Annotated in this window: 24 protein-coding genes; 12 read left to right on the plus strand and 12 right to left on the minus strand. The window is 73.2% G+C overall.

Translation table 11 applies throughout. The features are described 5' to 3' along the window. Positions 1-18: 18 nt before the first annotated feature. A complete protein-coding gene (locus tag RB608_RS19400; protein WP_308089695.1) occupies positions 19-1,350 on the plus strand; it encodes a PLP-dependent aminotransferase family protein in 1,332 nt (443 codons plus the stop codon). 69 nt (positions 1,351-1,419) lie between these two features. Here RB608_RS19400 and RB608_RS19405 read toward each other — a convergent pair whose 3' ends face one another. Continuing rightward, a complete protein-coding gene (locus RB608_RS19405) occupies positions 1,420-2,655 on the minus strand; it encodes an MFS transporter (protein ID WP_308089696.1) in 1,236 nt (411 codons plus the stop codon). A gap of 51 nt (positions 2,656-2,706) precedes the next feature. Here RB608_RS19405 and RB608_RS19410 point away from each other — a divergent pair, with 51 nt between their 5' ends. Then, positions 2,707-3,363, plus strand: coding sequence for a FadR/GntR family transcriptional regulator (locus RB608_RS19410; RefSeq protein WP_308089697.1), 657 nt, complete (start codon positions 2,707-2,709; stop codon positions 3,361-3,363). Between the two features lie 6 nt (positions 3,364-3,369). On the opposite strand, the gene RB608_RS19415 is transcribed toward RB608_RS19410, so the two are convergent. Beyond that, entirely contained in the window at positions 3,370-4,281 is a 912-nt protein-coding gene (locus RB608_RS19415; RefSeq protein ID WP_308089698.1) for an EamA family transporter, read from the minus strand. A gap of 78 nt (positions 4,282-4,359) precedes the next feature. On the opposite strand from RB608_RS19415, the gene RB608_RS19420 reads away from it, so the two are divergent. Together RB608_RS19420 and RB608_RS19425 are read left to right on the plus strand one after the other, a co-directional pair. Continuing rightward, on the plus strand, positions 4,360-5,232 hold the full coding sequence (locus RB608_RS19420; protein WP_308089699.1) for a LysR substrate-binding domain-containing protein: 873 nt from the start codon (positions 4,360-4,362) through the stop codon (positions 5,230-5,232). Between the two features lie 48 nt (positions 5,233-5,280). Further along, positions 5,281-5,877 (plus strand): hypothetical protein, encoded by a 597-nt coding sequence (locus RB608_RS19425; RefSeq protein WP_308089700.1) that lies wholly within the window; start codon positions 5,281-5,283, stop codon positions 5,875-5,877. An 87-nt stretch (positions 5,878-5,964) separates the two neighbouring features. Here RB608_RS19425 and RB608_RS19430 read toward each other — a convergent pair whose 3' ends face one another. Further along, a complete protein-coding gene (locus RB608_RS19430; protein ID WP_308089701.1) occupies positions 5,965-7,068 on the minus strand; it encodes a citrate synthase 2 in 1,104 nt (367 codons plus the stop codon). A gap of 110 nt (positions 7,069-7,178) precedes the next feature. On the opposite strand from RB608_RS19430, the gene pdxH reads away from it, so the two are divergent. Then, positions 7,179-7,850 (plus strand): pyridoxamine 5'-phosphate oxidase, encoded by a 672-nt coding sequence (gene pdxH / locus RB608_RS19435; protein WP_308089702.1) that lies wholly within the window; start codon positions 7,179-7,181, stop codon positions 7,848-7,850. On the opposite strand, the gene RB608_RS19440 is transcribed toward pdxH, so the two are convergent. Both RB608_RS19440 and RB608_RS19445 read right to left on the minus strand, forming a co-directional pair. After that, the gene (locus RB608_RS19440) at positions 7,802-8,989 is read right to left on the minus strand and encodes a hypothetical protein (RefSeq protein ID WP_308089703.1); all 1,188 of its coding nucleotides are present in this window, start codon (positions 8,987-8,989) and stop codon (positions 7,802-7,804) included. The two genes, pdxH and RB608_RS19440, sit on opposite strands and share 49 nt — an antisense overlap. Before the next feature lie 73 nt (positions 8,990-9,062). After that, positions 9,063-9,995, minus strand: a complete 933-nt coding sequence (locus tag RB608_RS19445; RefSeq protein ID WP_308089704.1) for a patatin-like phospholipase family protein — start codon at positions 9,993-9,995, stop codon at positions 9,063-9,065. A 61-nt stretch (positions 9,996-10,056) separates the two neighbouring features. On the opposite strand from RB608_RS19445, the gene RB608_RS19450 reads away from it, so the two are divergent. After that, on the plus strand, positions 10,057-11,790 hold the full coding sequence (locus RB608_RS19450; RefSeq protein WP_308089705.1) for a CocE/NonD family hydrolase: 1,734 nt from the start codon (positions 10,057-10,059) through the stop codon (positions 11,788-11,790). Positions 11,791-11,822: 32 nt separating this feature from the next. Here the strand turns inward: RB608_RS19450 and RB608_RS19455 are convergent, their stop codons facing one another. Next, complete coding sequence (locus tag RB608_RS19455; protein WP_308089706.1) at positions 11,823-12,350, minus strand: rRNA adenine N-6-methyltransferase family protein; 528 nt, start codon at positions 12,348-12,350, stop codon at positions 11,823-11,825. A gap of 135 nt (positions 12,351-12,485) precedes the next feature. Here RB608_RS19455 and RB608_RS19460 point away from each other — a divergent pair, with 135 nt between their 5' ends. From RB608_RS19460 to RB608_RS19475, 4 genes are read left to right on the plus strand one after another with little or no spacing between them, the layout of a single operon-like run. Beyond that, on the plus strand, positions 12,486-13,073 hold the full coding sequence (locus tag RB608_RS19460) for a TetR/AcrR family transcriptional regulator (RefSeq protein WP_308089707.1): 588 nt from the start codon (positions 12,486-12,488) through the stop codon (positions 13,071-13,073). Next, on the plus strand, positions 13,073-14,812 hold the full coding sequence (locus tag RB608_RS19465; RefSeq protein WP_308089708.1) for an ABC transporter ATP-binding protein: 1,740 nt from the start codon (positions 13,073-13,075) through the stop codon (positions 14,810-14,812). The genes RB608_RS19460 and RB608_RS19465 overlap by 1 nt, the downstream gene beginning before the upstream one ends. Further along, positions 14,809-16,806 carry an ABC transporter ATP-binding protein gene (locus RB608_RS19470; RefSeq protein ID WP_308089709.1) on the plus strand — a complete coding sequence of 666 codons (1,998 nt, stop codon included), beginning with the start codon at positions 14,809-14,811 and terminating at the stop codon, positions 16,804-16,806. Before RB608_RS19465 ends, RB608_RS19470 begins: the two co-directional genes overlap by 4 nt. Before the next feature lie 29 nt (positions 16,807-16,835). Next, complete coding sequence (locus tag RB608_RS19475; protein WP_308089710.1) at positions 16,836-17,984, plus strand: hypothetical protein; 1,149 nt, start codon at positions 16,836-16,838, stop codon at positions 17,982-17,984. Positions 17,985-18,012: 28 nt separating this feature from the next. Here RB608_RS19475 and RB608_RS19480 read toward each other — a convergent pair whose 3' ends face one another. The 4 genes from RB608_RS19480 to RB608_RS19495 all read right to left on the minus strand — a co-directional run bounded on the left by RB608_RS19480 (position 18,013) and on the right by RB608_RS19495 (position 21,453). Next, the gene (locus RB608_RS19480) at positions 18,013-18,672 is read right to left on the minus strand and encodes a hypothetical protein (RefSeq protein ID WP_308089711.1); all 660 of its coding nucleotides are present in this window, start codon (positions 18,670-18,672) and stop codon (positions 18,013-18,015) included. A 92-nt stretch (positions 18,673-18,764) separates the two neighbouring features. Further along, on the minus strand, positions 18,765-19,454 hold the full coding sequence (locus tag RB608_RS19485; protein ID WP_308089712.1) for an ABC transporter permease subunit: 690 nt from the start codon (positions 19,452-19,454) through the stop codon (positions 18,765-18,767). Then, positions 19,454-20,488, minus strand: coding sequence for a methionine ABC transporter ATP-binding protein (locus RB608_RS19490; RefSeq protein ID WP_308089713.1), 1,035 nt, complete (start codon positions 20,486-20,488; stop codon positions 19,454-19,456). The genes RB608_RS19485 and RB608_RS19490 overlap by 1 nt, the downstream gene beginning before the upstream one ends. After that, entirely contained in the window at positions 20,485-21,453 is a 969-nt protein-coding gene (locus RB608_RS19495) for a MetQ/NlpA family ABC transporter substrate-binding protein (protein WP_308089714.1), read from the minus strand. Before RB608_RS19495 ends, RB608_RS19490 begins: the two co-directional genes overlap by 4 nt. A gap of 480 nt (positions 21,454-21,933) precedes the next feature. On the opposite strand from RB608_RS19495, the gene RB608_RS19500 reads away from it, so the two are divergent. After that, on the plus strand, positions 21,934-23,625 hold the full coding sequence (locus RB608_RS19500; RefSeq protein ID WP_308089715.1) for an MDR family MFS transporter: 1,692 nt from the start codon (positions 21,934-21,936) through the stop codon (positions 23,623-23,625). Continuing rightward, a complete protein-coding gene (locus RB608_RS19505; protein WP_308089716.1) occupies positions 23,622-24,083 on the plus strand; it encodes a MarR family transcriptional regulator in 462 nt (153 codons plus the stop codon). The genes RB608_RS19500 and RB608_RS19505 overlap by 4 nt, the downstream gene beginning before the upstream one ends. Positions 24,084-24,171: 88 nt before the next feature. Here the strand turns inward: RB608_RS19505 and RB608_RS19510 are convergent, their stop codons facing one another. Both RB608_RS19510 and RB608_RS19515 read right to left on the minus strand, forming a co-directional pair. After that, the gene (locus RB608_RS19510; protein WP_308089717.1) at positions 24,172-25,806 is read right to left on the minus strand and encodes a glycoside hydrolase family 13 protein; all 1,635 of its coding nucleotides are present in this window, start codon (positions 25,804-25,806) and stop codon (positions 24,172-24,174) included. Further along, the gene (locus tag RB608_RS19515) at positions 25,803-26,507 is read right to left on the minus strand and encodes a hypothetical protein (RefSeq protein ID WP_308089718.1); all 705 of its coding nucleotides are present in this window, start codon (positions 26,505-26,507) and stop codon (positions 25,803-25,805) included. The genes RB608_RS19510 and RB608_RS19515 overlap by 4 nt, the downstream gene beginning before the upstream one ends. Between the last annotated feature and the right edge of the window lie 2 nt (positions 26,508-26,509).

Here is a 26,509-nt window from a genome sequence, read left to right on the forward strand (position 1 = left end):
CATTCAGACAGGCCAATCGTGCTTCCCGTCCGGCTCGACCGCGCCGACCCACGCCCGCTCGGCACCCAGCTCGCCGACCAGGTCCGCCAGCTGGTGCTCGACGGCGCCCTCGCCCGGCAGGACCGGATGCCCGCGACCCGCCGCCTCGCCGCCGACCTCGGCGTCTCCCGCGCGGTCGTCGCCCAGGCCTTCGACCAGCTCCTCGCCGAGGGCTGGCTCGAGGCGCGACAGGGCTCCGGCACCTGGGTCGCCGACGGCACGACCGGCCACCGCGCGGCACCCGGCCGCCGGCGTACCCCGGCGCCGGAGCGGGCGCTGGTCATGCTCGACGCCGGCACCCCCTGGATCGATCCTCGCCATCAGGCCGTGTGGCGACGGGCCTGGCGGGAGGTGTCGGCGGCCACGCCGCCGCGCGGCTACGACGACCCGCGCGGTCTGCCCGAGCTGCGTGCGCTCCTCGCCGAGCGGCTGGGGCGCACCCGCGGGCTCGCCGTCGACGCCGACCGGGTCCGGCTCACCGGCGGCACCGCCGCCGGACTGCGCCACCTGCTCGCGGTGCTGCCACCCGGGGCGGTCGCCCTGGAGGACCCCGGCTACCGCGCCGCGTTCGCCACGGTGCGCGGATCCGGCCGGCCGGTCCGGGACCTGCCCGCGCTCGCCCCGATCACCGACCTGGCGGGCTGCGCGGCGGCGTACGTCACCCCGGCCCACCAGCACCCGCTCGGCCGGGTGCTGCCCGCGGCCGAGCGACTGCGCCTGCTGGCGACCGCCCGCCGCGACGACGCGCTCGTGGTCGAGGACGACTACGACTCCGAGTTCCGCTACGACGTCGCGCCGGTGCCCGCGCTCGCCTCGCTCGACCGCGCTCGGGTGGTCTACCTCGGCACCGCCTCGAAGGCGATCCTGCCCTCCCTGCGCCTGGGCTGGGCGGTCGTGCCCGACCAGCTGCTCGACGCCGTCGACGAGCACCGGGCGCTCACCCACGACGCGCCGCCGTGGCCGGTGCAGCGTGCGCTGGTCACCCTGCTCCGCGACGGGTACGTCGACGCCGTGGTCCGCTCCGCCCGGCGGGTGTACGCCGAGCGGGCGCCGCGGGTGGTCGCGGCGCTGTCCCCGTACGCCGAGCTGGCCGGGCCGGTCGCCGGGATGTACTCCACCTGGCTGCTGCCGCACGCCCGCGCGGTCCGGGCCCGCGCCGCCGCCGAGCGCGCCGGTTTCCGGGTCAACCTGCTGCGCGACTACTGCCGCACCGCACGGCTCAGCGGCCTCGTCGTGGGTTTCGGGGGCCCGACCGACGAGGAGCTGGATCGGGCTCTCGACGTCCTGGTCGGCGCGCTGAGCCGCTTGTAACTAAGTGTTACGTACGCGATTTGGGACTGGTGGGACGGATGTGGTGGATAACCATGCTGTAACCCTTAGTTACAAGCGGCTGGCGCTGATCCGCACCGGCCGCCCCGCGACGTACCCGGCGCCGATCTGGACCGCGCCGATCCCGACGAGCAGGGCGCAGGGGAGCCGCCAGCTGCCGCTGGCATCGTGCAGGATGCCGACGAGGAGCGGGCCACCGGCGGCGATGAGGTAGCCGATGCTCTGCGCCATCGCCGACAGCGAGGCGGTCTCGGCCGTCGACGTCGTGCGCATCGCGAAGAACGACAGCGTCACCGGGAACACCGCGCCGCCCGCCCCCAGCAGGGCCGCCCAGAGCCAGGCGCCGCCCGCGGGCGCGAGCCACAGGCCGGCCCAGCCGAGCATCGTGAGGAGGGTGAGGACGAGGACCAGGTGGCCCTGCTGGCGCAGCCGCACCGCCAGGGTCGGCGCGAGGAAGAAGAACGGGAGGCCGATCGTGATGCTCGTCGCCAACAGCAGCCCGGCGGTCTCGTCGCTGAACCCCGCGCCGGCGTACACACTGGGCAGCCAGCTCATCATGACGTACGCGTAGAGCGACTGGGCGCCGAAGAGCACGGTGACCGCCCAGGCCGTGGGGCTGCGCCAGAGGGAGATCCGGCGGACGTCGGCGCGACGCGGGTCGCTCCGGCGGCAGTACGGCGCCCAGGCGAGTGCGGCGGCGAGTGCGGTCAGCGCCCAGACGCCCAGCCCGACGCGCCAGGTGCCGGCGGCGTTGGCGATCGGGACGGTCGCGGCGGCGCCGATCGCCGACCCGAACGAGAGCACGGTGGTGTAGGCGCCGGTCATCACGCCGACCCGGTGGGGGAAGTGCTCCTTGACGATCGCGGGGACCAGGACGTTGGCGAGGGCGATGCCGGCGCACGCGACCGCCGTGCCCGCGATGAGGGCCGGGGTGCCGTCCACGGCGCGCAGCACCAGGCCGACCGTGAGCAGGCCGAGGGCGCCGACCAGGCCGCGGTCGACGCCGATCCACCGGGTGACCGCCATCGCCGTCGCACCGACGACGGCGAAGCAGAGGACGGGCAGGGAGGTCAGCAGGCCCTGGGTCGCGGGGGAGACGCCGAGGTCGCGCAGCTCGTCGAGCAGGGCGCCGAGCGACGTGATCGCCAGTCGCAGGTTGAAGGCGACCAGCAGGACGGCGACGACGAGACCGACGCCCGCACGCGTCGACGACCCGTTCGCCGGTGCGGGCGGGCCGTCCGCTGCGCAGTCGGGACCGGCGGCGGCATCATGGACGGAGGCGGACATGCCTCTAGGATGACAGACATAGGATGATTGGACGAATGAAGGGAGGTTGCCGTGCCCCTCGCCCCTGCCAGCCCCGCCTCGCTGGTCGACCAGGCCATCGCCGGCATGCGTGCGCTGTTCGAGAGCGGTGAGTGGGAGGTCGGCACCCGGATCCCGCCCGAGCCGGCGCTCGCCGCGGCCCTCGGCGTCAGCCGCAACACCGTGCGCGAGGCGGTCAAGGCGCTCGCCCACCTCGGCCTCCTGCAGGTGCGCCGCGGCGACGGCACCTATGTCGCGGCCACGACCGAGATGCAGGCGCTGATGCACAAGCAGCTCGACCGGGTCGAGATCGAGCACCTGTTGGAGGTGCGGCACGCGATCGAGGTGCGCGCGGCCGCGCTGGCCGCGGCGCGCCGCACCGACGACGACCTCGCGGGCCTGGACGCGATCATGGCCCGGCGCCGCGACGCGGTCCGCGACGGCGACGGCCCGGCCTCCGTCGAGGCCGACGTCGACTTCCACCGCGCCGTCGTGGCCGCCGCCCACAACCCGCTGCTCGTCGAGCTGTACGACGGACTGGTCCCGACCCTGCGCGCGAGCATCCAGCCGATGACCGACGCCGACGTCCTCGCGGCCGAGCACGACGCGGTCCTGGAGGCGATCCGGCAGGGCGACCCGCTCGTCGCGGCGGCGGCCGGCGAGGAGCTCCTCGACCACGTGGTGCGCTGACGGCGCTCAGCGACGGGTGAGCTGTCCGCCGAGGATCGCGGCCAGCGCGAGGGCGAAGCCGGCCAGCTGGACCGGCCGCAGGGCCTCGCCGAGGACCAGCCAGCCGAGCGCGGCCGCCACGACGGGCGAGAGCAGGCCGAGCAATGCGGTCGCGACGACCGGCAGCGAGCCCAGGCCGCGGAACCAGAGCAGGTACGCCGCCAGGCCGCCGACCGCGCCCAGCCAGAGGTAGCCGCCTGCGGCCGGAGCGTCGATCGCCGGCGGGGCGCCCTCGACGAGGAAGGTCACCGGCAGCAGGACCAGCCCCCCGGCTGTCAGCAGCCAGCTCACCAGGACGCCGGAGCCGACGCCCTCGGGCCGTCCCCAGCGGCGGGTGAGGACGACGCCCGCCGCCATCGACAGCGCTCCGCCGAGGCCCGCGAGGAGGCCTGCCGGGTCGAGCGTCGCGTCGGGGCCGAGGACCACCAGCGCCACCCCGCCGACGCCGGCCAGCGCCCACCCGACCCGGGCGACGGTCGGCCGCTCGCCCAGGAGGGGGAGTGCGAGGCCGATCACGAGCAGCGGCTGGACCGCGCCGACGGTCGCCGCGACGCCGCCCGGCAGCCGCTCGGCCGCGACGAACAGGAGTGGGAAGAAGATGCCGATGTTGAGGGCGCCCAGGGTGAGCGAGCGCCACCACCACACGCCCTGAGGGAGTCGTCGGAGGACGAGGAGCAACAGCAGCCCGGCCGGCAGGGCGCGCAGGAGGCCCGCGAGGAGCGGGTGCCCGGGCGGCAGCAGCTCGGTCGTCACCAGGTAGGTCGTGCCCCATACTGCGGGCGCGAGCGCCGTCAGTGCGGTGAGGCCGGCGGTGCCCGGGGTGCCGGCGGTGCCCGGGGTACCAGGCGCCGGGTGCTGGATCTCGGTGGTCGTGGTCATGTCTCCAGGTTCCGCCCTTCCCATCTATGAGTCCAACACATGCTTTTCATCTGATTGATCGTGGTTCAAGATGGATGGATGGAGTTGCAGCAGATGAGATATGTCGTCGCGATCGCCGAGCACGGCAGCTTCACCCGAGCGGCAGAGGCCTGCTTCGTCGTGCAGTCGGCCCTCAGCCACCAGGTGGCCCGGCTGGAGCAGGAGCTCGGCGTACGGCTCTTCCACCGGACCAGCCGGCAGGTGCGGCTCAGCCCGGCCGGTCAGGCCTTCCTGCCGGTCGCGCGGCAGTGCCTCGACGCCGCCGACCGGGCGCGGGCGGAGGTCGCGGCCGCGACGGGGGAGGTGCGCGGCCCGCTGTCGATCGGCGTGATCCCCACCGTCGCGGCGGTCGACGTCCCCACGGCGCTGCGCACCTTCCGTGAGCGCCATCCCGAGGTGCAGGTCCGGCTCACCAGCGGCAACAGCGACACCCACGTGCAGCAGGTCGCCGACGGCACGCTCGACCTCGCGTTCCTCGGCCTCCCCGAGGGTTGGGAGATCACCGGCGTGGCCGGTCGTCGACTGGCCAGCGACCGCCACCGTGCGGTGCTGGCGCCCGAGCACCCCCTCGCCGAGCGCTCCCGGCTGACCCTGGGCCGGCTCGCGGGCGAGACCTTCGTCGACTTCCCGGCCGGCAGCACCGGACGCCTCCAGGCCGACAGGGCGTTCGCGGACGCCGGGCTGCGCCGCGAGGTCAGCTTCGAGACCACCGACATGCTGCTGATGGGCCGGATCCTGCGCGCCGGGCTCGCGGTGGCCCTGCTGGCGTCCACCTTCGTCGACCAGCTGCCCGGGCTGGTCGCCGTCCCGGTCGCCCGGGCGCCGGTGCGCACCGAGCACGTCGTGTGGAGCAGGTTCGGGCCCGCGCCGGCCGCCGCCGCCTTCCTCGAGCAGGTCGGCGTGGCGCTCTGACCGTGGCCCGCCGGCTCAGGTCCGGGCCGCGGGCGCCGATGGACCGGTGTGTCCGTCCTGCGCGCCCTGGTCGCCGCCGCTCTCCTGGCGACGGCGCTGATCATGCTGCCGGGCCTGCCCGCCCCGGCCGCACAGGCCGCACAGGCCGCACAGGCAGACGCCGCCCCGCTCGAGGGCTACGCGGCGTACCAGCCGCCGGTCCGCTGCTCCCCGCGCGACCGCCCCGGGACGAAGGCCCTCGCCCGGTGGACGGTCCGCCGCTTCGGCGGCGGGTTCGGTGGCATCTCCCGGGCCTGCGGGGCCAGTCCGTCGGAGCACAGCGAGGGACGCGCGTTCGACTGGACGGTGGACGTACGCCGAGCTGCGGACCGTCGTCGCGTCCGCGCCCTCCTCGCCGCCCTCTTCGCGCCCGATGCGGCCGGCAACCCCGCGGCCCTGGCCCGCCGGATGGGCGTCATGTACGTCATCTGGGACGACACGACCTGGTCCTCGTGGCGGCGGTTCGCCCCCGCGCCGTACCTCAACGCGGCCTGCCCCACGAAGCGCGAGTGCTCCCGCACCCTGCGGCACCGCGACCACGTGCACATCTCGCTCACCCGGGCGGGTGCGCGCGGCCGGCTCTCCTGGTACGCAGGGCGGCTCTGAGACGCGTCGTGCCGGACATCCGGGTCGTGAATTCAGCGAGATCACGACCGATATGTCCGGTACGACGAAATCAGACCGGCCCCGTGCTCACTGGCCCCAGGCGGCGTCCCAGCCCTCGATGTCGCTGGCAGGGCGGGCGGCCGGGCCGGTGTAGATCGCCGAGGGGCGGATCAGGCGACCGGTCCGCTTCTGCTCCAGGATGTGGGCCGACCAGCCGCCGGTGCGGGCGCAGGTGAACATCGAGGTGAACATGTTGGCCGGGACCTCGGCGAAGTCGAGGACGATCGCCGCCCAGAACTCGACGTTGGTCTCCAGCACCCGGTCGGGACGGCGGGCCCGGAGCTCGGCCAGGGCGGCCTTCTCCAGCGCCTCGGCGACCTCGTAGCGCGGGGCGTCGAGCTCACGCGCGGTCCGGCGCAGCACCCGGGCGCGCGGGTCCTCGGCGCGATAGACGCGGTGGCCGAAGCCCATCAGCCGCTCGCCGGAGTCGAGCAGGCCCTTGACGTAGCCCTCGGCGTCGCCGCTCTTCTCGACCTCCTCGATCATGTGCAGCACCCGCGAGGGCGCGCCGCCGTGCAGGGGGCCGCTCATCGCCCCGATGGCGCCCGAGAACGCGGCGGCGACGTCGGCGCCGGTCGAGGTGATGACGCGCGCGGTGAAGGTGGAGGCGTTCATGCCGTGCTCGGCGGCCGAGGACCAGTAGGCGTCGATGGCGTGGGCGTGCTTGGGGTCCGCCTCGCCGCGCCAGCGGATGAGGAACTTCTCGGCGAGGGTCTTGCCCTCGTCGACGGTCTTCTGGGGTACGACGGGCAGGTGGAGGTCGCGCGCCGACTGACCGGCGTACGACAGGACCATCACGGCGACCCGGGCGAGGTCCGCGCGGGCCTGCTCGTCGGTGATGTCGTAGGTCTGGCCGAAGCCGAACGCCGGCGCGAGCATGGCGATCGCCGCCTGGACGTCGACACGGACGTCGCCAGTGTGCACGGGGAGGCTGAACGCCTCCGCCGGCGGCAGGCCGGGGCTGAAGGAGCCGTCGATGAGCAGGCCCCAGACCTTCTCGAAGGGCACCCGGCCGACCAGATCCTCGATGTCGACACCGCGGTAGCGCAGGGCCGAGCCTTCCTTGTCGGGCTCCGCGATCTGGGTCTCGAAGGCGATGACGCCCTCCAGTCCGTGGTGTACCTCGGGCATCGGCGAACTCCTTCGAAGCGATGAGTGCAGGTGCGTCCGAGCCGGGCGACCCGCGGGCCACCCGGCATTCTGCCCCACGGCTCCACAGAGGCGGTCCCTAAGGTGGGTCCATGGCCCTCGACCCGACCCCGTCCTCCGACCTGGCCGCGCTGCGCAGGGAGTACGGCGACCGCGGGCTCGCCGAGGTCGACGTCCCCGATGCGCCGTGGCCGCTGTGGCAGCGCTGGTTCGACGACGCGGCTGCCGCCGGTGTGCACGAGCCGAACGCGATGGTCGTGGCGACCGTGGATCCCGACGGGGCGCCGTCGGCGCGGATGGTGCTGCTCAAGGGCGTCGCCGCCGAGGGCCCCGACGACGGGTTCACGTTCTTCACCAACACCGGCTCGCGCAAGGGCGCCGCGCTGGGTGCCGAGCCGCGCTGCGCGCTGCTCTTCCCGTGGCACCCGCTGGAGCGCCAGGTCCGGGTCGAGGGGACGGCGTATCCGCTCGCGGCGGAGCAGGTGGCGGCGTACTTCGGCTCGCGCCCCCGCGGCGCCCAGCTCGGCGCCTGGGCCTCACCGCAGTCCCGGGTGGTCGACGGCCGGGCGGAGCTCGACCGGCGCTACGGCGAGGCCGAGGAGCGTTTCGCCGGGGTGGACGTGCCGGTCCCGCCGGTCTGGGGCGGCTACCGCGTCCAGCCGGTGTCCTTCGAGTTCTGGCAGGGGCGCCCCGGCCGGATGCACGACCGGCTGCGCTACGCCCGCACCGCCACCGGCTGGGAGGTCACCAGGCTCGCGCCCTGAGGGGTGCCGCTGTCGTGGGGCCGGTCGGACTTCTGCGCCGCCGCGTAGATCGCGCCGAGCAGGATCAGCACCGCGACCACCGCGACCAGGATCAGGGTCTCGCGCTTGTCGGCGCCGCCGGCGGGGGCGCGGGCCGGTGCCGGGGTGACGGCCTCCGGCTCGACCTCGGGTCGGGCGGGCGTCGGCTCGACGATCTCGGGCTGGACGTCGTCGGGTACGTCGGGCGCCGGCTCGGCGATCTCGAACTCGATGTCGTCGGGATCGAGGACCTCGAGCTCGTCCTCGATCGCCTCGACGTCCTCGGCTGCGGGAGCGACCGGCCGGGGGCGGGTGCTGTGGCTCGCGGAGCGGCGGCGCTTGCTGCGGCGCCGACGGACGATCTCGGTGCCGAGCCCTGGGACGTCGCCCGCGCCGTCGAGCGGGTCGAAGCGCGGCACCGTGTGTCCGGTCGCCACCACCCGCCGGAAGGCGTCGTGCTCGTCGAGGGGCTCGCCGGCGCTCTCGTCCGCGGACTCCTCCGGCGCCTCCACGGCGGGGCCCGCGGCCCCCTCCACGTCGGGCTCCGCCGCACCCTCCGCGTCAGGCTCCGCGTCGTCCTCCGGCACCGGGTCGCCCAGCGGGTCGGAGAGGGTGTCGAAGAGCGGGTCGAACCGGGGCACCTCGCGGGTGGGGATCAGCAGCGACCGGAACTCGGCGTGCACGCGCTGCCGCTCCTCGGCGCGCGCGAGGTCGTCGGAGGCTGCGGGGTCGTCGGCGGGCACGGGCCCATCTTCGCCGATGACGACATGCGGCCGGCCGCTGGTAGGCCAGAGGGCGGGACCGACGGTCTCGAGGACGACCAGCAGCCCCTGGATCGTGGGGCGGCGCTCCTCGGGGCCCGCGATCGCCCGCTGGATGACCTCGGCGGCGAAGGACGGGAACCCGGGGACCAGCTCGGCCGGTGAGGGCGGGGTGCCGGCCGTTCCCGGATCGACGCCGGTCAGGGCGCGGTAGGCCAGCCGGCCGAGGTCCGCCACCTCGGTCTCCTCGACCCGGCACAGCAGCGGGATCGCCTGGTCCGCGGGCAGCGGGTCGGGAGCCGCTGCGGCGATCAAGGCCTCCAGCAGCGCGCGCTCGTCCGGGTGGACCCCCATGTCCATGGGCGCATCCTGCCTCGTGATCCGGCCGCGCGGGGCGGAATCGGACACTCCGGTCCGCGTTCCGTCCGGCCGGTCAGCGCCCGGCGTCGTCCAGCGCGGTCTTCGTCAGGGTGCGGCCGAGGTCGAGCAGCTCGGCGGCGCGGTGGAAGTCGATGGTCCGGGCGGCGCTGAGCGGGATGGTGACCAGGACGTCGGGCGGCAGCGCGGCCAGGCGGTAGCGGGTGATCAGGCTCTGCATCGCGTCGAAGGACAGCGACACGACCTCCGAGGTCCGCACGTCCGGTCGTACGTCGACCGCGTCGGCCGGTGGCGCCTCGGCCGGGGCCTCGGGTGCGGCCGGTGCGGAGGCGTCCTCGGCCAGCTCCTCCTCGCCCCGGCGGAACCGGCGGCGCAGGTCGGCCGCCCACTCCGCCCGGCGCACCGAGAAGCCGCGGGCGGGGGAGGTCGGCTCGTGCGGCTCGCGCGGGCCCTGGAGCGAGACGGCGACCGTGAAGTCGGCGGCCGCGGCGGCGGTGGGCTCGAGCGGCAGCGGGTTGAGCAGGCCGCCGTCGACGAGGACCCGGCCGTCGACCAGGGCGGGCGTGAACAGGCCGGGGATGGCGAAGGACGCGCGCATCGCGGGGATCAGCGGGCCGCGCTGGAACCACACCTCGCGGCGGGCCGCCAGGTCCGTGGCGACCGCGGTGTAGGGGATCGGCAGCGACTCGATGGTGACGTCGCCGACGATCTCGTCGAGCGTGGCCATCAGCCGCTCGGCGGTGGCGGCGCCGCCACCCGTCCAGGTGGGGTCGGCCAGCCGGACCACGCGGCGGCCGGTCAGCGTCGAGGCCCAGGCGGCGAACTCGTCGTCCTTGCCGGCGGCGACCAGACCGCCCACGACGGCGCCCATCGACGTACCCGAGATCGCGACGATCTCGTGACCGCGGTCGCGGAGCTCCTGGACCGCGCCGAGGTGGGCGTACCCGCGGGCGCCGCCGGAGCCGAGGACCAGAGCGACGCGTGCCATGCCTCCATTGTGTGTCGGTCGCGACGACATAGCCCAGGAGTGGCCGTGTCGTTGTGCTCACATGGGACCGCGAACCCTCACCAGACTGCTCGTCGCCCTCAGCCTCGCCGTGACGGGGCTGTCCTCCTGGCCGCGCCCGGCCGGTGCCGACGAGCCGGCGCCACCCGCGCGGGTGGCCGTCGACCAGCGGTTCACCACCTCCGACGGCGTCGAGCTGCAGACGACCCTGACCAGCGTCGGACCGGTGACGGCCAAGCCCACGGTGGTGGAGTTCTCGCCGTACGGCGACGACAGCCAGACGCTCGAGGTGACGCCGGACTACAACTTCCTCCTGGTCCAGATCCGCGGCACCGGCGACAGCGACGGGTCCTTCGACGCTCTCGGTCCCCGGAGCCAGCGCGACGTGGTCGAGGTGCTGCAGTGGGCGTGCACGCAGCCGTTCAGCGACGGTGACCTGGCCGTCAACGGCTTCTCCGCCAGTGCGATCGTGCTCTACAACTCCTGGCACCAGCGGCTGCCGTGTGTGAAGGCGGCGATCCTGCGCTCGGGCACCCACGAGCTCTACCGCGACCTGCTCGTGCCCGGCGGCATCCTCAACCTCGTCCCCGGTGCCGGTGTGATCGGCATGATCGGTGCCCCCGCCCTGCTCCAAGGGGTCGACCGGCTGCGGCGCGACCCGGCGCCCTCTCTCGGCGTGGTCGGCGGGCTGTTCGCCAGCGGCCTCGGCGTCCTGGCCCATCCCAGCCTCGACTCCTGGTGGGCCGAGCGCGGCTGGCGCGGCGACGCCAACGACATCCCGGTGCTCATGCTCAACGGCTTCTACGACGTCGAGTCGCGTGGTGTGTTCCAGGCCTTCCAGGCGCTGCGCGACGACGGGGCCCACCTGGTCATGGAGGGCGGCCACGACGGTACGCCGGCCGGCACCGACGGCGGCGTCGGCGAGGCGCGGGCCTGGCTCGACCACTACCTGCGCGGTGTCGACAACGACATCGAGAGCCGGCCCGCGGTCCGGCTGCTGCTCGCCCACGGCGACCGGGCGGCGTACCTCGACGGCCAGTACACGGTCCGGGAGGCCGCCGACTGGCCGGTCCCGGGCACCACTTGGACCGAACTCGCACTCGGTGGGGGCAAGCGGCTGACGACGGAGCCCCCGGCCGCCGCGCGGAAGGAGTCCTACCTGACCCTGCCGACCCTGCCGACCATGTCCGACGTCCCGACCTGGTCGCTGCTGGAGGCCGGGGGCGCGAAGGCCCTCACCGGGGCGCTGCCCTTCCTCGGCCGTACGAACGCGGTGGCCGTCGAGAAGCTGACCGGCCTGACCTACACGACCGACGCGCTGTCCGCCGACGTGGCGCTGGCGGGTCCGCTCGCCCTCGACCTGCCGCTGGCGACCACGACGCCGGGCTCGGGGATCTGGGCGATCCTCTCCGACGTCGCCCCCGACGGCTCCTCGCACCCGTTGACGGTCGGCCGGCTGTCGACGAGCTATCCGGACCTCGTCCCGGGCCGGTCCCTGACCGACGCCGGCGGCGCGGTGGTGCAGCCCTACGGCGACTACGGCACCGTGGACCGGGCCACGGTGGGGAAGATCCGGCGCTACCAGGTCGAGCTGTGGCCGGTCGGCAACGTCTTCCGGGCCGGCCACCGGCTGCGGATCCAGATCGTCGGGACGTCCCTGTTCTCGCCGCTGTCGCTGCCCGCCCTCCACACGATCCGGGTCGGCGGCCCCGACGGCGCCCGGCTGCGGGTCCCGGTGTTGCCCGGCAGCGACCTGACCGCCGCCCTCGGCGGCTGAGCGTCGCAGCGCCGTTCCGGTCGCCGTCGGCCTCACCGCTCGATCCGCAGCACCACCGAGTCCACCCGCGGCGGCGGCCGGAACGCGGCGCGCGGCACGGATCGCTCGACCCGGAGCCGGTAGCGGCGGGCGTGCCGGGCACGGGGCGGCGCCGCGGCGAGCCGCCGGGCGGTCGCGGACTGCAGCACGAGATCGGCCGACAGCAGTCGGTCGGTGCCGAGCAGCAGGCGGACCAGGGGCGTGGACTGGGAGTACGGCGGGCTGGCGACGACCCGGAACGGCCGGGAGGGCAGACGCAGGTCGCGCAGGTCGCCCTGGACCACGCGCACCCCGCGCTCGGCGTACCGCTCCCGGAGGGCGGCGGCCCGGCCCGGATGCAGCTCGACGGCGATGACCCGGGCGCCGGTGTCGACCAGCGGTCCGGTCAGGGCACCGTGCCCGGCGCCGACGTCGAGGACCAGGTCGCCCGCGGCGACGGGGCTGTCGGCGACGAGACGCCGCGCCCAGTCAGGCCGGAGTGGGTGCCATCCCCAGTCCCGTCGCGTCCGCTGCCCGGACACGACGCACCATGACGAAGACGTAGCTCATGGACCGGACCCTACGGACCGTCGCGTGGTGCCGCATCTCCTCCTCCGGCGACCCGGCCGCCGGAAAAGAACTTGTGAGTGAGTACTCACTCATTTATGGTGTCCGGCATGCCACCCCGCGCCGCACCGCTGTCGCCCGACGACCGCCGGGAGATGCTCATCCGGGCGACCCGGCCGCTGCTCTACGAGCACGGCCGGCGGGTGACCACGCGGCTGATCGCCGAGACAGCCGGCGTCGCGGAGGGCACGATCTTCCGGGTCTTCGACTCCAAGGACGACCTGATCGACACGACCATCGCCCGGTGCTTCGAGCCGGGTGCCGTGCTGCGTCGGCTGGACGAGATCGACCTGGCGCTGCCACTGCGCGAGCGGATGATAGCGATGACCGCGGTCCTCCAGCAGCGGTTCCTGGCGATCTTCGGCCTGATGAGGTCCATGGGCTTCGTCGGCCCACCGGACCATCTCGCCGAGCGGCCCGAGATCAAGGAGGGCCTCGCGGAGGTGCAGGACCGGCTCTACCTGCTCATCGCCCCCGACCTCGACCGCTTCGACCGTGGTCCGGACCGGGTGCTCCACGTCTGGCGGCTGCTGACCTTCGCCGCGTCCCACGAGGAGATCGCCGACGGTGACCTGCTCACCCCCGTCGAGATCGTCGACACCGTCCTGAACGGCGTTCTGAGAAAGGACCCGCACTGATGCTCGCCCCGCTCCTGCGCGACTACCTGCGCCCCTACAAGGGCTGGCTGGCCGCCATCGTCGTGCTGCAGTTCACCGGCACCGCCGCCATGCTCTACCTGCCCAGCCTCAACGCCGACATCATCGACAAGGGCGTCGCCCGCGGCGACACCGGCTACGTCGTGAAGGTCGGCGGCGTCATGCTCGTCATCGCCCTGGTCCAGGCCGCCTGCTCGATGGCGTCGGCCTGGTTCGGCGGTCAGACCGCGATGGCGTTCGGACGCGACCTGCGCAAGGCGCTGTTCGGCCGGATCGGCAGCTTCTCGGCCCGCGAGGTCTCCACCTTCGGCGCCCCGTCGCTGATCACCCGCGCCACCAACGACGTCCAGCAGGTGCAGATGCTGGCGATGATGACGTGCCTGATGGCGGTGACCATCCCGATCATGATGGTCGGCGGCGTGATCATGGCGATGCGCGAGGACCTCGGCCTGTCCTGGCTGGTCGTCGCCGTCGTCCCCGTGCTCTTCGTCTGCATCGGCCTCGTCGTGTCCCGCATGGTGCCCGCCTTCCGGCAGGTCCAGGAGCGGCTCGACGACGTCAACCGGGTGATGCGCGAGCAGATCTCCGGCATCCGGGTGGTGCGCGCGTTCGTCCGCGAGCCCCAGGAGGTGCAGCGCTTCGAGCGGGCCAACGACGACCTGACCGAGGTCTCGTTGCGCGCCGGTCGCTGGATGGCGGTCATGTTCCCGCTCGTGATGGCCGTGTCCAACGCCGCGAGCGTCGGCGTGATCTGGTTCGGCGGCCATCGGGTCGACGGCGGTCAGATGGAGGTCGGTGCGCTGACCGCCTTCCTGTCCTACCTGATGCAGATCCTGATGTCGGTGATGATGGGCACCTTCATGCTGATGATGATCCCGCGGGCCTCGGTCAGCGCGGACCGGATCGGCGAGGTGCTCGGCACCAGCACCAGCGTCGTCCCGCCGGCACGCCCGGTCACCGAGGTCGCCGTCGCCGGCCATCTCGACGTCGAAGGGGTCGGCCTCACCTATCCCGGTGCCGAGGCGCCGGTGCTGCGCGACGTCACCTTCTCCGCCAGGCCGGGCCAGACGGTCGCCGTCATCGGCTCGACCGGCGCCGGCAAGACCACGCTGGTCAACCTGGTGCCGCGACTGCTCGACGCGACCGAGGGCGTGGTCCGGGTCGACGGCGTCGACGTGCGCGACCTGGAGCCCGAGCTGCTCTGGTCGCGGATCGGGCTGGTGCCCCAGCGGGCCTTCCTGTTCTCCGGCACGATCGCGTCCAACCTGCGCTACGGCCGCCCCGAGGCCACCGACGACGAGCTGTGGGCGGCGCTCGAGATCGCGCAGGGCGCCGACTTCGTCCGCGCGATGCCCGAGCAGCTCGACACCTCCGTCGCCCAGGGCGGTACGACGGTCTCCGGCGGTCAGCGACAGCGCCTCGCCATCGCCCGGGCGCTCGTCCGGCGACCGGAGATCTTCCTGTTCGACGACGCCTTCTCGGCGCTGGACGTCGCGACCGACGCGCGGCTGCGGGCGGCCCTCAAGCCGGTCACCCGCGACGCGACGGTCCTCATCGTCGCGCAGCGGATCGCGACCATCCGCGACGCCGACGTGATCCTCGTGCTCGAGGACGGCGAGGTCGTCGGCCAGGGCACCCACGACGACCTGATGCGGGACAACCCGACGTACCAGGAGATCGCCGCCTCGCAAGGCATCAAGGGAGAGGGGGTGTTCGCATGAGCGACGCCAAGAAGGCCGGCGGCACCATGAAGCAGACCGAGCGGATCGTCCAGCAGGGCGGGCCCGGGCGCGGTCCGATGGGCGGCATGGTCGGCCAGAAGGCCGACGACTTCGGCAGCTCCGCCCGGCGGCTGATCGCGCGGCTGCGGCCGGCGCGGGGCCGCGCGGTCGCGGTCCTCCTGCTCGGCATCGGCAGCGTCGCGTCCGTCGTGGTCGGACCCTGGCTGCTCGGCCGGGCGACCGACGAGGTGTTCAACGGCTTCATCGGCGGACGGCTCCCCGAGGGCAGCACCAAGGCCGACGCCGTCGCGAACGCCGAGGCCGCGGGTGACGGCGGCTTCGCCGACTTCCTGCGCGGTCTCGACATCGTCCCCGGTCAGGGCGTCGACTTCGACAAGGTCGGCCACATCCTGCTGATCACCCTGCTCGTCTACCTCGGCGGGCAGGTGCTCGGCTGGCTGCAGGGCTATCTGGTCAACGACATCGTCCAGGCGACGGTGCGGCAGATGCGCACCGATGTCGAGGAGAAGGTCCACCGGCTGCCGCTGGCGTACTTCGACAAGCAGCCGCGCGGTGAGCTGCTCAGCCGGGTCACCAACGACATCGACAACGTGGCCCAGAACCTCCAGCAGACGATGAGCCAGCTGCTCACCTCGCTGCTGATGGTCGTCGGCGTGCTCGGTGCGATGTTCTGGGTCTCCCCGCTGCTCGCGGTCATCTCGCTGGTGTCGGTGCCGATCGCCATGTTCGCCACGAGCCGGATCATGAAGCGCTCGCAGTCCCAGTTCATCAACCAGTGGCGACAGACCGGCCGGCTCAACGCGCAGGTGGAGGAGTCCATCTCCGGGCACGCCCTGGTCACGGTGTTCGGCCGGCGCCAGGCGGTCGAGGAGGAGTTCGACGCCGCCAACGAGGAGCTCTACCAGTCGTCGTACCGCGCCCAGTTCATCAGCGGCCTCGTGATGCCGATGATGATGCTGATCGGCAACCTCAACTATGTCGTCGTCGCCGTGGTCGGCGGCCTGCGGGTCGCGTCCGGATCGCTCTCCCTCGGTGAGGTGCAGGCGTTCATCCAGTACTCGCGGACCTTCACCCAGCCGATCACCCAGATCGCGTCGATGGCCAACCTGCTGCAGTCCGGCGTGGCCTCGGCCGAGCGGGTCTTCGAGCTGCTCGACGCCGAGGAGGAGGTCGATCCGGTGGAGGTCCGCCCGGCCGGGCGGCAAGCGACGTATGCGACACGCTCGGCCGTGGTGAACGGCGAGGTGCAGTTCTCGGACGTGTCGTTCTCCTACGACGCCGACGAGCCGCTGATCGAGGACCTCTCGCTGGTCGCCCACCCGGGCCAGATGGTCGCGATCGTCGGCCCGACCGGCGCCGGGAAGACGACGCTGGTCAACCTGATCATGAGGTTCTACGAGCTCGACCGGGGCCGGATCCTGCTCGACGGGACCGACATCGCGACGATGAGCCGCGCCGACCTGCGCAGCCGGATCGGCATGGTGCTCCAGGACACCTGGCTGTTCGAGGGCACGATCCGCGACAACATCGCCTACGGACGCCCCGACGCGACGGAGGAGGAGATCCGCGAGGCCGCGCGGGCGACGTACGTCGACCGGTTCGTGCACTCGTTGCCCGAGGGCTACGACACGTTGGTCGACGACGAGGGGTCCAACCTGTCGGCCGGCGAGCGGCAGCTGATCACCATCGCCCGGGCGTTCTTGGCCCAGCCGGCGCTGCTGATCCTCGACGAGGCCACCTCGTCGGTCGACACCCGCACCGAGCTGCTGCTGCAGCAGGCGATGGCGGCGCTGCGCACCGACCGGACGTCCTTCGTGATCGCGCACCGGCTCTCCACGATCCGCGACGCCGACCTGATTTTGGTGATGGAGCACGGCCGGATCGTCGAGCAGGGCTCCCACGCCGAGCTGCTCGGGCGGGACGGCGCGTTCGCCCGGCTGCACGCCGCGCAGTTCGCCGCGGCCGCCGTGTGAGGCGGGTGTGATCGGGCAGGTGTGCCTCCATGACACTCGTCAGGCGGCTCGTTCTCGTGGTGCTGGGCGTCGTCCACCTCGGGGGGTGCGGCCCCGTCGGGTCCGGCGGTGACCCGGTGTTCGATCCCGGTCTCCCGGGCGCCGACGTGGTGCCGGTGGCCGGGCCGGCGTACGTCGAGCAGGTCCTCATCGGCCGGCAGCACACCCTCGTCCACACTCCCGCGCACACCACCCGGCTGGCGGGTGCCGCCGAGGTGGCCTGGCGGGCGGACGGCCGGGCGGTCGTGGTCGACGGGTTCGACGCCTTCGTGCTGGACCCGGACACCGGGGCCCCGGTGTCCGGCCGGGTGCCCGTCGGCGAGTTCGGCCTCACCCCGGAGGCGCTGACCACGACCCGGACCGAGCATCCGGCCCGGGTCCTCGTGTACGACGCCGCGCTGGGCGACGTCCGCAGGATCGACGTTCCCGCGGCGGAGGCCGAGAGCGACCAGATCGGCGGCCTCGATGCGGAGTTCCACCTGCACGGCCGGCCCTACACGCTGGGCGGGGTGACCTTCGTCGAGTGGGGCGTCAACAGCGAGGACGACACGTTGACCGATCACGGCCTGTTCCGGATCGAGGGGGACCAGGTCACCCAGGCGCTGCGCAACGAGCCCCTGGTGCGACTCTGGGCCAGCCTCGACGGCTCCGCGCTGCTGGCGATCATGCAGGACAACGGCGAGGACGAGGACTGCGGCGGCTGCTCGGTCGAGCAGAAGGTCGTCGAGCTCGACCCGGCCACCGGCGAGATCGCCGCCGACTACGGCACGCCGCCGGGCTACTCCCGGAGCTGGCGGATCAGCGCACTGGACAAGGTCGGCGGGCGGGTGGTGGTCCAGTTCGTCGTCCGGAGCGGGGAGAGCGGCGGCAGCTACCAGACCTGGACGTACGACGGCTCCTGGCACCGGCTGGTCGCGGCAGGAGACACCCGGACCCGCTTCCAGGTCGGCGGAGCGATGGCCTGGGCCGGCGACACCGGGGAGCCGAACCGGCCCTTCGACCTGTCCTGGACGCCGTCCGCCGGCAGTGTCCAGGTGATCCGTGAGCGCAGCACCCCGTGCCCGACCGACCGGACCGACTGGACGGCCTGCCCGACCGTGTCGCTGCCGGGATCGTTGCTGCCGCTCGACATCGCCTAGCACCCGCCGGTCGTCCGGCCCGGTCCGGTCAGCAGTCGAACTGGAAGTACGCCGGCTCGCCGCCGGTCACCGCGATGGCGGCGATCGGTGTCGCGGCGGTGACCTCGTCGGGCGGGGCGTCGAGCAGGAAGCCGAGGTAGGGGAGCCCGTCCTCCTCGCCCGGCGGGTACACCGACGCCTGGTCGTAGCCGTCATCGACCGGCTCGGTGAGGCCGGGGAACGCCGCCGCGAGCTCGGCGTACGTCGAGCCGACCTGGAGGTCGCCGTGCGCCGTCACCGGTCCGGACGCGGTCACCCAGAGCTGGGTGATGGTCGCGTCCTCGTCGGTCAGCGCCCGCAGCCCCGCGCCGTCGGGGTCGTCCTTCCAGTGGATCAGCTCGCTCTCGCAGATCGCCGCGCCGTCGGCGAACAAGCCGGTCGCCTCCCACTCCGCCCGGGTCATCCCGACCCGGGCGTCGCCGATCGCGCCCGGCCGGATGACGAGCGCCGGCAGGTCGGTGGCCGGTGCCGGCGGGGTCGGCTGCTCGGACGCGGGGGCCGCGGTGGCCGGCGTCGACGATCCCGGGGCGGACGGCGCGGCCGGGGCGCTCCTGTCGGGCTCGTCGGAGCCGCAGCCCGCGAGCGCGGTGAGGCCGAGGGTGAGCAGCAGGGCGAGGGTCGAGGTACGCCGGGTGAGCGGGCTCGTCATGCTCTGCGCCTACCCGGTTCGCGACGCACCAACCGAATTTGTCGCCGATGCGGTCCCGCGGGGACGAAATCGGTCGTTGCGTGGCGGCACCGTCAGCGGCGCAGCACCTTGCGGGCGAGCAGGTTGCCGCCGAGCTGGATGACCATCACGAACGCGACGAGGGCGAGGATCGAGGCCCACATGACGACGTCGTCGAACTGCCGGAAGCCGAAGCGCTGGGCGAACGAGCCGAGCCCGCCGCCGGCCACGACGCCGGCGATCGCGGTCATGTCGACGATCGCGACGAACGCGAACGTGTAGCCGAGCACCAGCGGACCGAGCGCCTCGGGCACCAGCACGCCGAACGTGATCCGCGAGCGACTGGCCCCCATCGCGCGGGCCGCCTCGATCACGCCGGGGCTCACGGTGACCAGGTTCTGCTCGACGATCCGGCTGATGCCGAAGGTCGCGGCGACGACGATCGCGAAGGTCGCGGCAGGCGTCCCGATGCCGGTGCCGACGACGACCCGCGCCAGCGGCTGCAGGGCCGCGACGAAGATGACGAATGGGATCGGGCGGAAGAAGTTCACCACGACATTGAGGACGACGTACGCCGGGCGGTGGGCGTAGAGCCCGCCCTTGCGGGTCAGGTACAGGCCCAGCCCGAGGGCGAGGCCGAGCAGGCCGCCCAGCACCAGGGCGGTGGTGGCCATCAGCAGGGTCTCGCCCGCCGCCTGCCAGAACTCCGGTTGCAGGTCGCCGAGCCGGGTGTCGATCCCGAATGCGGTCGCGAGTCCGGTCATCACGCCACCTCCGTCCAGGTCACCAGGGCCCCGACCTCGGCCAGCGCCCGGTCGATCGCCGCGGCATCGCCGGTGAGGGCGAGGGTGAGGTTGCCGAAGGTGGTGCCCTGCACCTCCTCGATGCCGCCATAGACCAGCTCGAAGGCCACGTCGTGACGCAGGAGGGTCGCGAACACCTCGGACTGGCGCACCTCGTGACCGCGGAGGGCGAGGCGGACGAAGCGTCCCGGGTGCCGCGCGCGGAGCGCGGCGAGCGTGTCGGCGTCGGGCAGGTCGTCGACCACGGTGCCGACGAACCGCCGGGTCACCGGGTGCCGCGGATCGGCGAAGAGGTCGACCGTCGGGCCCTGCTCGACCACCCGGCCGTCCTCCATCACCGCGACCCGGTGGGCGATGCGGCGTACGACGTCCATCTCGTGGGTGATGAGCAGGATCGTGATGCCGAGCTCGCGGTTGACCCGCGCGAGCAGGTCGAGCACGTCGCGCGTCGTGTCGGGGTCGAGGGCGCTGGTGGCCTCGTCGGCCAGCAGTAGCCGCGGCTCGGTGGCCAGGGCGCGGGCGATGCCCACCCGCTGCTTCTGGCCGCCGGACAGCTCACCGACCCGGGCGTGCGCCTTGTCGGCCAGGCCGACGAAGTGGAGCAGCTCGGAGATCCGCCGCTGCTGCTCGGCGCGGGACCGGCCGGCGACGCTGAGCGGGAACGCGAGGTTGCCCCAGACGGTGCGCGACTCCATCAGGTTGAACTGCTGGAACACCATGCCGATGCCGAGCCGCAGCTCGCGCAGCCCCTTCTCGGGCAGCGTGGTGACCTCGACGCCGTCGACCACCACGCTGCCCGAGGTCACCGGCTCGAGGGCGTTGACCAGCCGGACCAGGGTCGACTTGCCGGCCCCGGAGTAGCCGATGATCGCGAAGATCTCACCGGGCTCGACGCTGAGGTCGACGCCGTCGACCGCGCGGTTCGCGGGGTCGCCGCGGCGGGCGCCGGGGAACTCCTTGACGACGCCGCGCAGCTCGACGAGGGGAGCGGTCACTGCTGGTCGCGGATCTGCTTCTCGACCTCGTGCAGGCTCTGCTCGAGCTCCGCCTGGCCGAGGGTGACGAACTCGGCGGTGCCGCCGGCGGCCGCGTCGACGCCGTCCAGGACGGCCTGCGTCCGCTGGTAGACCTCGACCAGCCGCAGCAGCGCCGGGTTGTCCTTGTCCTCCGCCCGGACGGCGAAGATGTTGACATACGGCACGGCCGTCGGGTCGCTCGCGTCGTCGACGGCGATGGCGTCGTCGAACGACAGCCCGGCGTCCTCCACGAAGTCGTTGTTGACGATGGCCGCGGCGACGTCGGGCAGCGAGGTCGGGGTGAGGTCGGCCTGGAGCGCCTCGACCTTCACCCGGGACGCCGACTCGTCGACGTCGGCGACGGTGGAGAGGATCGAGCCGCCGCCGGCAAGCTCGATCAGGCCGGCCGACTGGAGCACGAGCAGGCCGCGGGCCTGGTTCGAGTCGTCGTCTGGCACGATCACGGTCGCGCCGTCGGGGATGTCGGCGACGTCGTCGTACTTGTCGGAGTAGAGGCCGAGCGGATAGATCGCGGTCGCGCCGAGCGGGACCAGGTCGTCGTCGTTGGCGACGTTGTACTCGGCCAGGTAGACGATGTGCTGGAACTGGTTGGCATCCAGCTCCCCCTCGGCGAGCGCGGGGTTCGGCAGCGGGTACTCCGCGAAGTCGCGGATCTCCAGCTCGATCCCGGCCTCGCGCGCCGCGTCCTCGAAGGTCGTCCAGTAGGGGTCGCTGGCGCCGACGGTGCCCAGCACGACCTTGACCGGGTCGTCCTGCGAGAGCCCCGCCGCTTGGTCGCCCTCGGTCGCGCGGCGGGTGTCGTCGCCGTCGCGGGTGAGCAGGAGGACAGCGGCGGCGATCACGGCCAGCGCCACCACCACCGCTCCGATGACGAGGGGCAGGCGGGACTTCGGGGCCTCGATGAGAGGGCTCGGCTCGGACATGTCAGGTCGAAGGACACCGGGCCGCTCCACATTCCGTCCGCCGACGTCGGCTCGGTCACAGGCGCGGTGCGAGGTCGCGCCGATCGGGCCCGCGCCGGACCGCTCGACAAAATCCCGTTGTGCGCGGCCGTCGACCGACCTACCGTTGTCGCACACGGGAAAGGAGGTGGTCCGAAGAATGATTTCTCATCGGATGCGTGAGGTGGCTGCTCGCTAGCAGCCCAGCCGTTCTGAAGGCTGCGCGCGAATCCAACGCAGCCACCCGACCCGCAGGTGAGCCCGGACCATCCACCGGGCGGGGTCCCGTCCCGGGGCCACACCTGCGGGTCGCTGCTTTTCTCGCTCCCGGCGGCTTCGGCGTCCCCGGCGCCCACCGCCCCGTGTCTCCCACGTCACAGAATGTTGTCGTAGATCAACCAACGGTCATATGGTTGATCTACGACAACTATTCGAGTGATGACGAGATGAGATGACGACTCGATGACGACAGCTCCGTCGGCTACCGCCGAACCGGGCCAGATGACCCACCGCGAGATCATGGAGGCCCTCACCGGGCTGCTGCTCGCGATGTTCGTGGCGATGCTCTCCAGCACCGTGGTGAGCAACGCCCTCCCCGCGATCGTGACCGACCTCCAGGGCAGCCAGACCGGCTACACCTGGGTCGTGGTCGCGACCCTCCTGACGATGACGGCGACCACCCCGATCTGGGGCAAGCTCGCCGACCTGTTCAGCAAGAAGCTCCTCGTGCAGGTGGCCCTGGTCATCTTCTCGGCGGGCTCCGTCGTCGCCGCGGTGGCGCCCAACATGGGCGTGCTGATCGGCGCCCGTGCATTCCAGGGCCTCGGCGTCGGCGGCCTGACCGCGCTGGTCCAGGTCGTGATCGCGTCGATGGTGTCCCCGCGTGAGCGGGGCCGCTACAGCGGCTACATCGGCGCCGTCTTCGCCACCGCCACGGTCAGTGGACCGCTGCTCGGCGGCCTGATCGTGGACAGCCCGATGGGCTGGCGCGGCTGCTTCATCGTCGGCATCCCGATCGCCGCGATCGCGTTCGTCGTGCTGCAGAAGACCCTGCACCTGCCGACGATCAAGCGCGACGTGAGGATCGACTACCTGGGCGCCACCCTGATCATGGCCGGCATCAGCCTGATCCTGGTCTGGGTCAGCCTCGCCGGCACCAACTTCGACTGGATCTCCGGTACGTCGGCGGCGCTGGTCGTGGGCAGCCTGGTGCTGATCGGCGGCGCGCTCTGGGTCGAGGCGCGGGTCGCCTCCGAGCCGGTCATCCCGCTGCGCCTGTTCCGCGACCGCACCACCACCTTGGCCACCGCCGCCTCGGTGATGATCGGCGTCGCGATGTTCGGTGCGACCGTCTACCTGAGCCAGTACTTCCAGCTCGCCCGCGGCATGAGCCCGACCGAGGCCGGCCTGATGTCGGTCTCGATGGTCGGCGGCCTGCTCGTCTCGAGCATCGTCAGCGGCCGGGTGATCACCCGCACCGGTCTGTGGAAGCGGTGGTTGGTCGGTGGCATGCTGTTCGTCATCGCCGGCATCTCCCTGCTCGGCACCATCGACGCCACCACCTCGCTGTGGGTGATCGGCGGCTACATGGCGCTGACCGGCATCGGGCTCGGCGCGACCATGCAGAACCTGGTGCTCTCGGTGCAGAACAACGTCGCGATGGAGGACCTCGGTGCGGCCAGCTCGGTCGTCGCGATGTTCCGGTCGATCGGCGGCTCCGCCGGCGTGGCCGCGCTGGGCGCCGTGCTCGCGCACCAGGTCAGCAGCGGGGTCAAGGACGGCATCACCAGCCTGGCGAAGGCCGGCAAGATCAGCCAGGAGCAGCTCACCGCCATGGAGCACTCCACCGGGGACATCCCCAAGCTGTCCGACCTCCCGGGGCCGATCCGGTCGATCTACGAGTCCTCCTTCGGCGACGCCGTGGGCCACCTGTTCCTGGTCGCCGCGCCCTTCGCGGTGGTCGCGTTCCTGTGCATCCTGTTCATCAAGGAGGTCCCGTTGCGCACGACCAACGGCGCGACCGCCCCGACGGTCGCCGAGTCCGAGGTGGAGGCCGCCCTGGTCGCGGCCGGCGAGCCGGCCGACTACCCGGCCTTCGAGGTCGAGGGCGGCGACGTCCGCAAGGCCGATGCCCGCCGGGTTGATCGACGATGACGACCACGCTGACCCGCACCGATGCGCTGGCGGACCTCGAGACCGAGGTCGGCGTGCTGATCCGGCGGGTCCGCCGGGTGATCGGTGAGCGGGCCCGGGCCGTGCACCCGGAGCTGATGCCGTCGTCGTACCTGATGCTCGGCTACGTCCGCGACCACGGACCGCTGCGGGCCTCGGCGATGTGCGCGGTGTTCGAGATCGACAAGGCGGCGATCAGCCGGCAGGTGCAGCACCTGATCGACCTCGGCCTGGTCGACCGCTCGCCGGACCCCGAGGACGGTCGGGCGACCCTGCTCAGTGTGAGCGCCGACGGCGCCGTGCGGCTCGACGCCGTCGCCGCCCAGCGGCGTCAACTGCTCGCCGAGCAGCTGGGGGACTGGGCCGCCGAGGAGCTGGGCGAGTTCGCGGCATCGCTGCGGCGCTACAACGACGCGCTCGGGATCCCCGCCGACCGCTGACCCTCGGCCCCGTTGCGATAGTCCCGGCCCAAAAGCACCAGAAACCGGCGGCGGACGGAGCTTTTGGGCCGGGACTATCGCAGTCTGGTCAGCGGATCCAGGCGGCGGTGTCCGGCGGCAGCTGGCCGTCGGCCACCGGGCCGCTGCTGATCAGGATCTCGCCCGCCGGCAGGGGCGCCGGCTCGGTGCTGGCGTTGAGGACGACCGCCACGTCGCCCCGCAGGACGACCAGCAGGTCGTCGTCGGCGACGGCGTGGGTGGTCTCGTCCGCCCCGGCGAAGACCGCGCGCCGTAGGGCGAGGGCCCGCCGGTAGAACGCCAGCGTCGAGTCGGGGTCGGCCAGCTCGGCCTCGACACTCAGCGCCGCCCAGTCGTCGGGCTGGGGGATCCACGGTTGGGCCCCGGCCGGGCCGCCGAAGCCGTACGGCGGCCGGTCGCCCGACCAGGGCAGCGGGACCCGGCAACCGTCCCGGCCGGGCTGGCCGGTTGCCCCCGGTTGACGCAGCCACGACGGGTCCTGGCGCGCCTCGGGTGGGACGTCGACCTGCTCCAGGCCGAGCTCCTCGCCCTGGTAGAGGTACGCCGAGCCGGGGAGGGCCAGCATGGTCAGCGTCGCGGCGCGGGCCCGGGCGAGCCCGACCGGCCCGCCGCCGTACCTCGTCGGGTGCCGCTCGACGTCGTGGTTGGACAGCACCCAGGTCGGCGCCGACGAGGCGGCCGCGACCGCGGCGATGGAGTCGTTGATGACCTGGGCGAACGCCTTCGCCGACCAGGGCGTGCCGAGCCAGCCGAAGTTGAAGGCCTGGTGCAGCTCGTCGGGGCGGATGAACCGGGCCATGGACGCCGCGGTCTGGGTCCACGCCTCCGCGACGGCCATCCGGTCGCCGGGGTAGGAGTCGAGGACCCGGCGCCAGCGGCGGTAGACGTCGTGGACCTCGGGCTGGTCCCACATCGGCTCGTCGTTGAGGACCCGCTCGACCATCGACCCGGCCGCCTTCGCCGGCTTCTCCGGGCGCTTCTGGTCACGCAGCGTGGCCTCCTTGTAGAGGCCGTGCGCCACGTCGACCCGGAAGCCGTCGACGCCGCGGTCGAGCCAGAACCGCAGCACGTCCTCGAACATGTCCCCGACCTCGGGATTGCGCCAGTCGAGGTCGGGCTGGGACGAGTCGAACAGGTGTAGGTACCAGGTGCCGTCGGGCAGCCGGGTCCACGCGGGTCCGCCGAAGATCGAGTGCCAGTTGTTGGGTGGCTCGGCACCGTCCTTCCCGCGGCCGGGCCGGAAGACGTAGCGGGCCCGTGCGGGCGAGCCGGGCCCTGCGGCGAGCGCCTCCCGGAACCAGGCGTGCTGGTCGGAGGTGTGGTTGGGGACCAGGTCGACGATGACCCGCAGGCCGAGACCGTGGGCGGTCTCCAGCAGCCGGTCCACGTCGGCCAGGCTGCCGAACAGCGGGTCCACGTCGGTGTAGTCGGCGACGTCGTACCCGTGGTCCTTCTGTGGCGAGGTGTAGAACGGGGTGATCCACAGCGCGTCGACCCCGAGGTCGCGCAGGTAGGGGAGCCGGGACGTGATGCCCGGAAGGTCGCCGATCCCGTCGCCCGCCGCGCCGTCGCCCCCCTCGCCCCCCTCGCCGTCGGCGGGTAGGCCGTCGGCGAAGCTGCGGACGTAGACCTGGTAGACGACCGCGTCGCGCCACCAGGGGTGCCCGGGCGCGGGCGCCGTCACCGGAAGTCCCGCGGGTCGACGGTGAACCACACGTGCTCGGCCGTGGCGACCACCTCGTCGTCGGGGCCGTAGAGCGTCGCGGCGGTGAACGTCCGGCGGCCGTCGAGACCGCGTTGCTCGCCGACGACGACATACCGCTCCGACGTGCGCGGCAGGCTGCGGACCTCGGCCGTCATCCGGCCCAGCACCGAGGGGCGGCCCTCGAGGTCGCTGGACCAGCCGCCCGGGCAGTCGAGGGCGGCCCAGGCGACCGGCACCGCACTCTCGTACGGCGTCCAGGAGGCGGCCACCCGCTCCCCGCCCACGGATCCGGGGAAGATCCGCAGGCCGTCGCCGACGCGCCGGTCGGGGCCGCACACGTAGCAGCTCGGGAACGGATGGACCTGGTGCCCGGGATAGCGGGCCTCCGCCTCGGCCGCCACCGTCGCCGGGACCGGCGCCACCGGCACCGGCCGCGCCTCGGCGTACACGGCCTCGGCGACGACCTGGCCGTCGTGGGTCAGGGTGGCGCCGGCGGCGGTCGGGAGCACGGGCATCGGGACGTCGAGCGGCGGCGGCTGCCGCAAGGTCACCGTGACGGCGGTGCCGAGTCCTTGGGCGGGGAGCGTCGTGGCGAGCGCGCCCGACGTCCAGCCGCCGTTGCCCGAGCGCGGGGGCCCGTTGAAGCGGTGCGGCACGATCAGCGGAGGCAGGGAGGTCACCG

It is taken from the genome of Nocardioides sp. LHD-245, from assembly GCF_030929495.1.
Classification (GTDB): Bacteria; Actinomycetota; Actinomycetes; order Propionibacteriales; family Nocardioidaceae; genus Nocardioides.

Bases quoted from the DNA above. Each gene is read 5' to 3' on its own strand.
- pdxH (WP_308089702.1), top strand. From the start codon at position 7,179: ATGGCCCTCGACCCGACCCCGTCCTCCGACCTGGCCGCGCTGCGCAGG.
- RB608_RS19480 (WP_308089711.1), bottom strand. From the start codon at position 18,672: ATGACGAGCCCGCTCACCCGGCGTACCTCGACCCTCGCCCTGCTGCTC.
- RB608_RS19495 (WP_308089714.1), bottom strand. From the start codon at position 21,453: ATGTCCGAGCCGAGCCCTCTCATCGAGGCCCCGAAGTCCCGCCTGCCC.
- RB608_RS19505 (WP_308089716.1), top strand. From the start codon at position 23,622: ATGACGACCACGCTGACCCGCACCGATGCGCTGGCGGACCTCGAGACC.
- RB608_RS19500 (WP_308089715.1), top strand. From the start codon at position 21,934: ATGACGACAGCTCCGTCGGCTACCGCCGAACCGGGCCAGATGACCCAC.
- RB608_RS19475 (WP_308089710.1), top strand. From the start codon at position 16,836: ATGACACTCGTCAGGCGGCTCGTTCTCGTGGTGCTGGGCGTCGTCCAC.
- RB608_RS19430 (WP_308089701.1), bottom strand. From the start codon at position 7,068: ATGCCCGAGGTACACCACGGACTGGAGGGCGTCATCGCCTTCGAGACC.
- RB608_RS19485 (WP_308089712.1), bottom strand. From the start codon at position 19,454: ATGACCGGACTCGCGACCGCATTCGGGATCGACACCCGGCTCGGCGAC.
- RB608_RS19465 (WP_308089708.1), top strand. From the start codon at position 13,073: ATGCTCGCCCCGCTCCTGCGCGACTACCTGCGCCCCTACAAGGGCTGG.
- RB608_RS19470 (WP_308089709.1), top strand. From the start codon at position 14,809: ATGAGCGACGCCAAGAAGGCCGGCGGCACCATGAAGCAGACCGAGCGG.
- RB608_RS19405 (WP_308089696.1), bottom strand. From the start codon at position 2,655: ATGTCCGCCTCCGTCCATGATGCCGCCGCCGGTCCCGACTGCGCAGCG.
- RB608_RS19440 (WP_308089703.1), bottom strand. From the start codon at position 8,989: ATGGACATGGGGGTCCACCCGGACGAGCGCGCGCTGCTGGAGGCCTTG.
- RB608_RS19445 (WP_308089704.1), bottom strand. From the start codon at position 9,995: ATGGCACGCGTCGCTCTGGTCCTCGGCTCCGGCGGCGCCCGCGGGTAC.
- RB608_RS19415 (WP_308089698.1), bottom strand. From the start codon at position 4,281: ATGACCACGACCACCGAGATCCAGCACCCGGCGCCTGGTACCCCGGGC.
- RB608_RS19450 (WP_308089705.1), top strand. From the start codon at position 10,057: ATGGGACCGCGAACCCTCACCAGACTGCTCGTCGCCCTCAGCCTCGCC.
- RB608_RS19460 (WP_308089707.1), top strand. From the start codon at position 12,486: ATGCCACCCCGCGCCGCACCGCTGTCGCCCGACGACCGCCGGGAGATG.
- RB608_RS19420 (WP_308089699.1), top strand. From the start codon at position 4,360: ATGGAGTTGCAGCAGATGAGATATGTCGTCGCGATCGCCGAGCACGGC.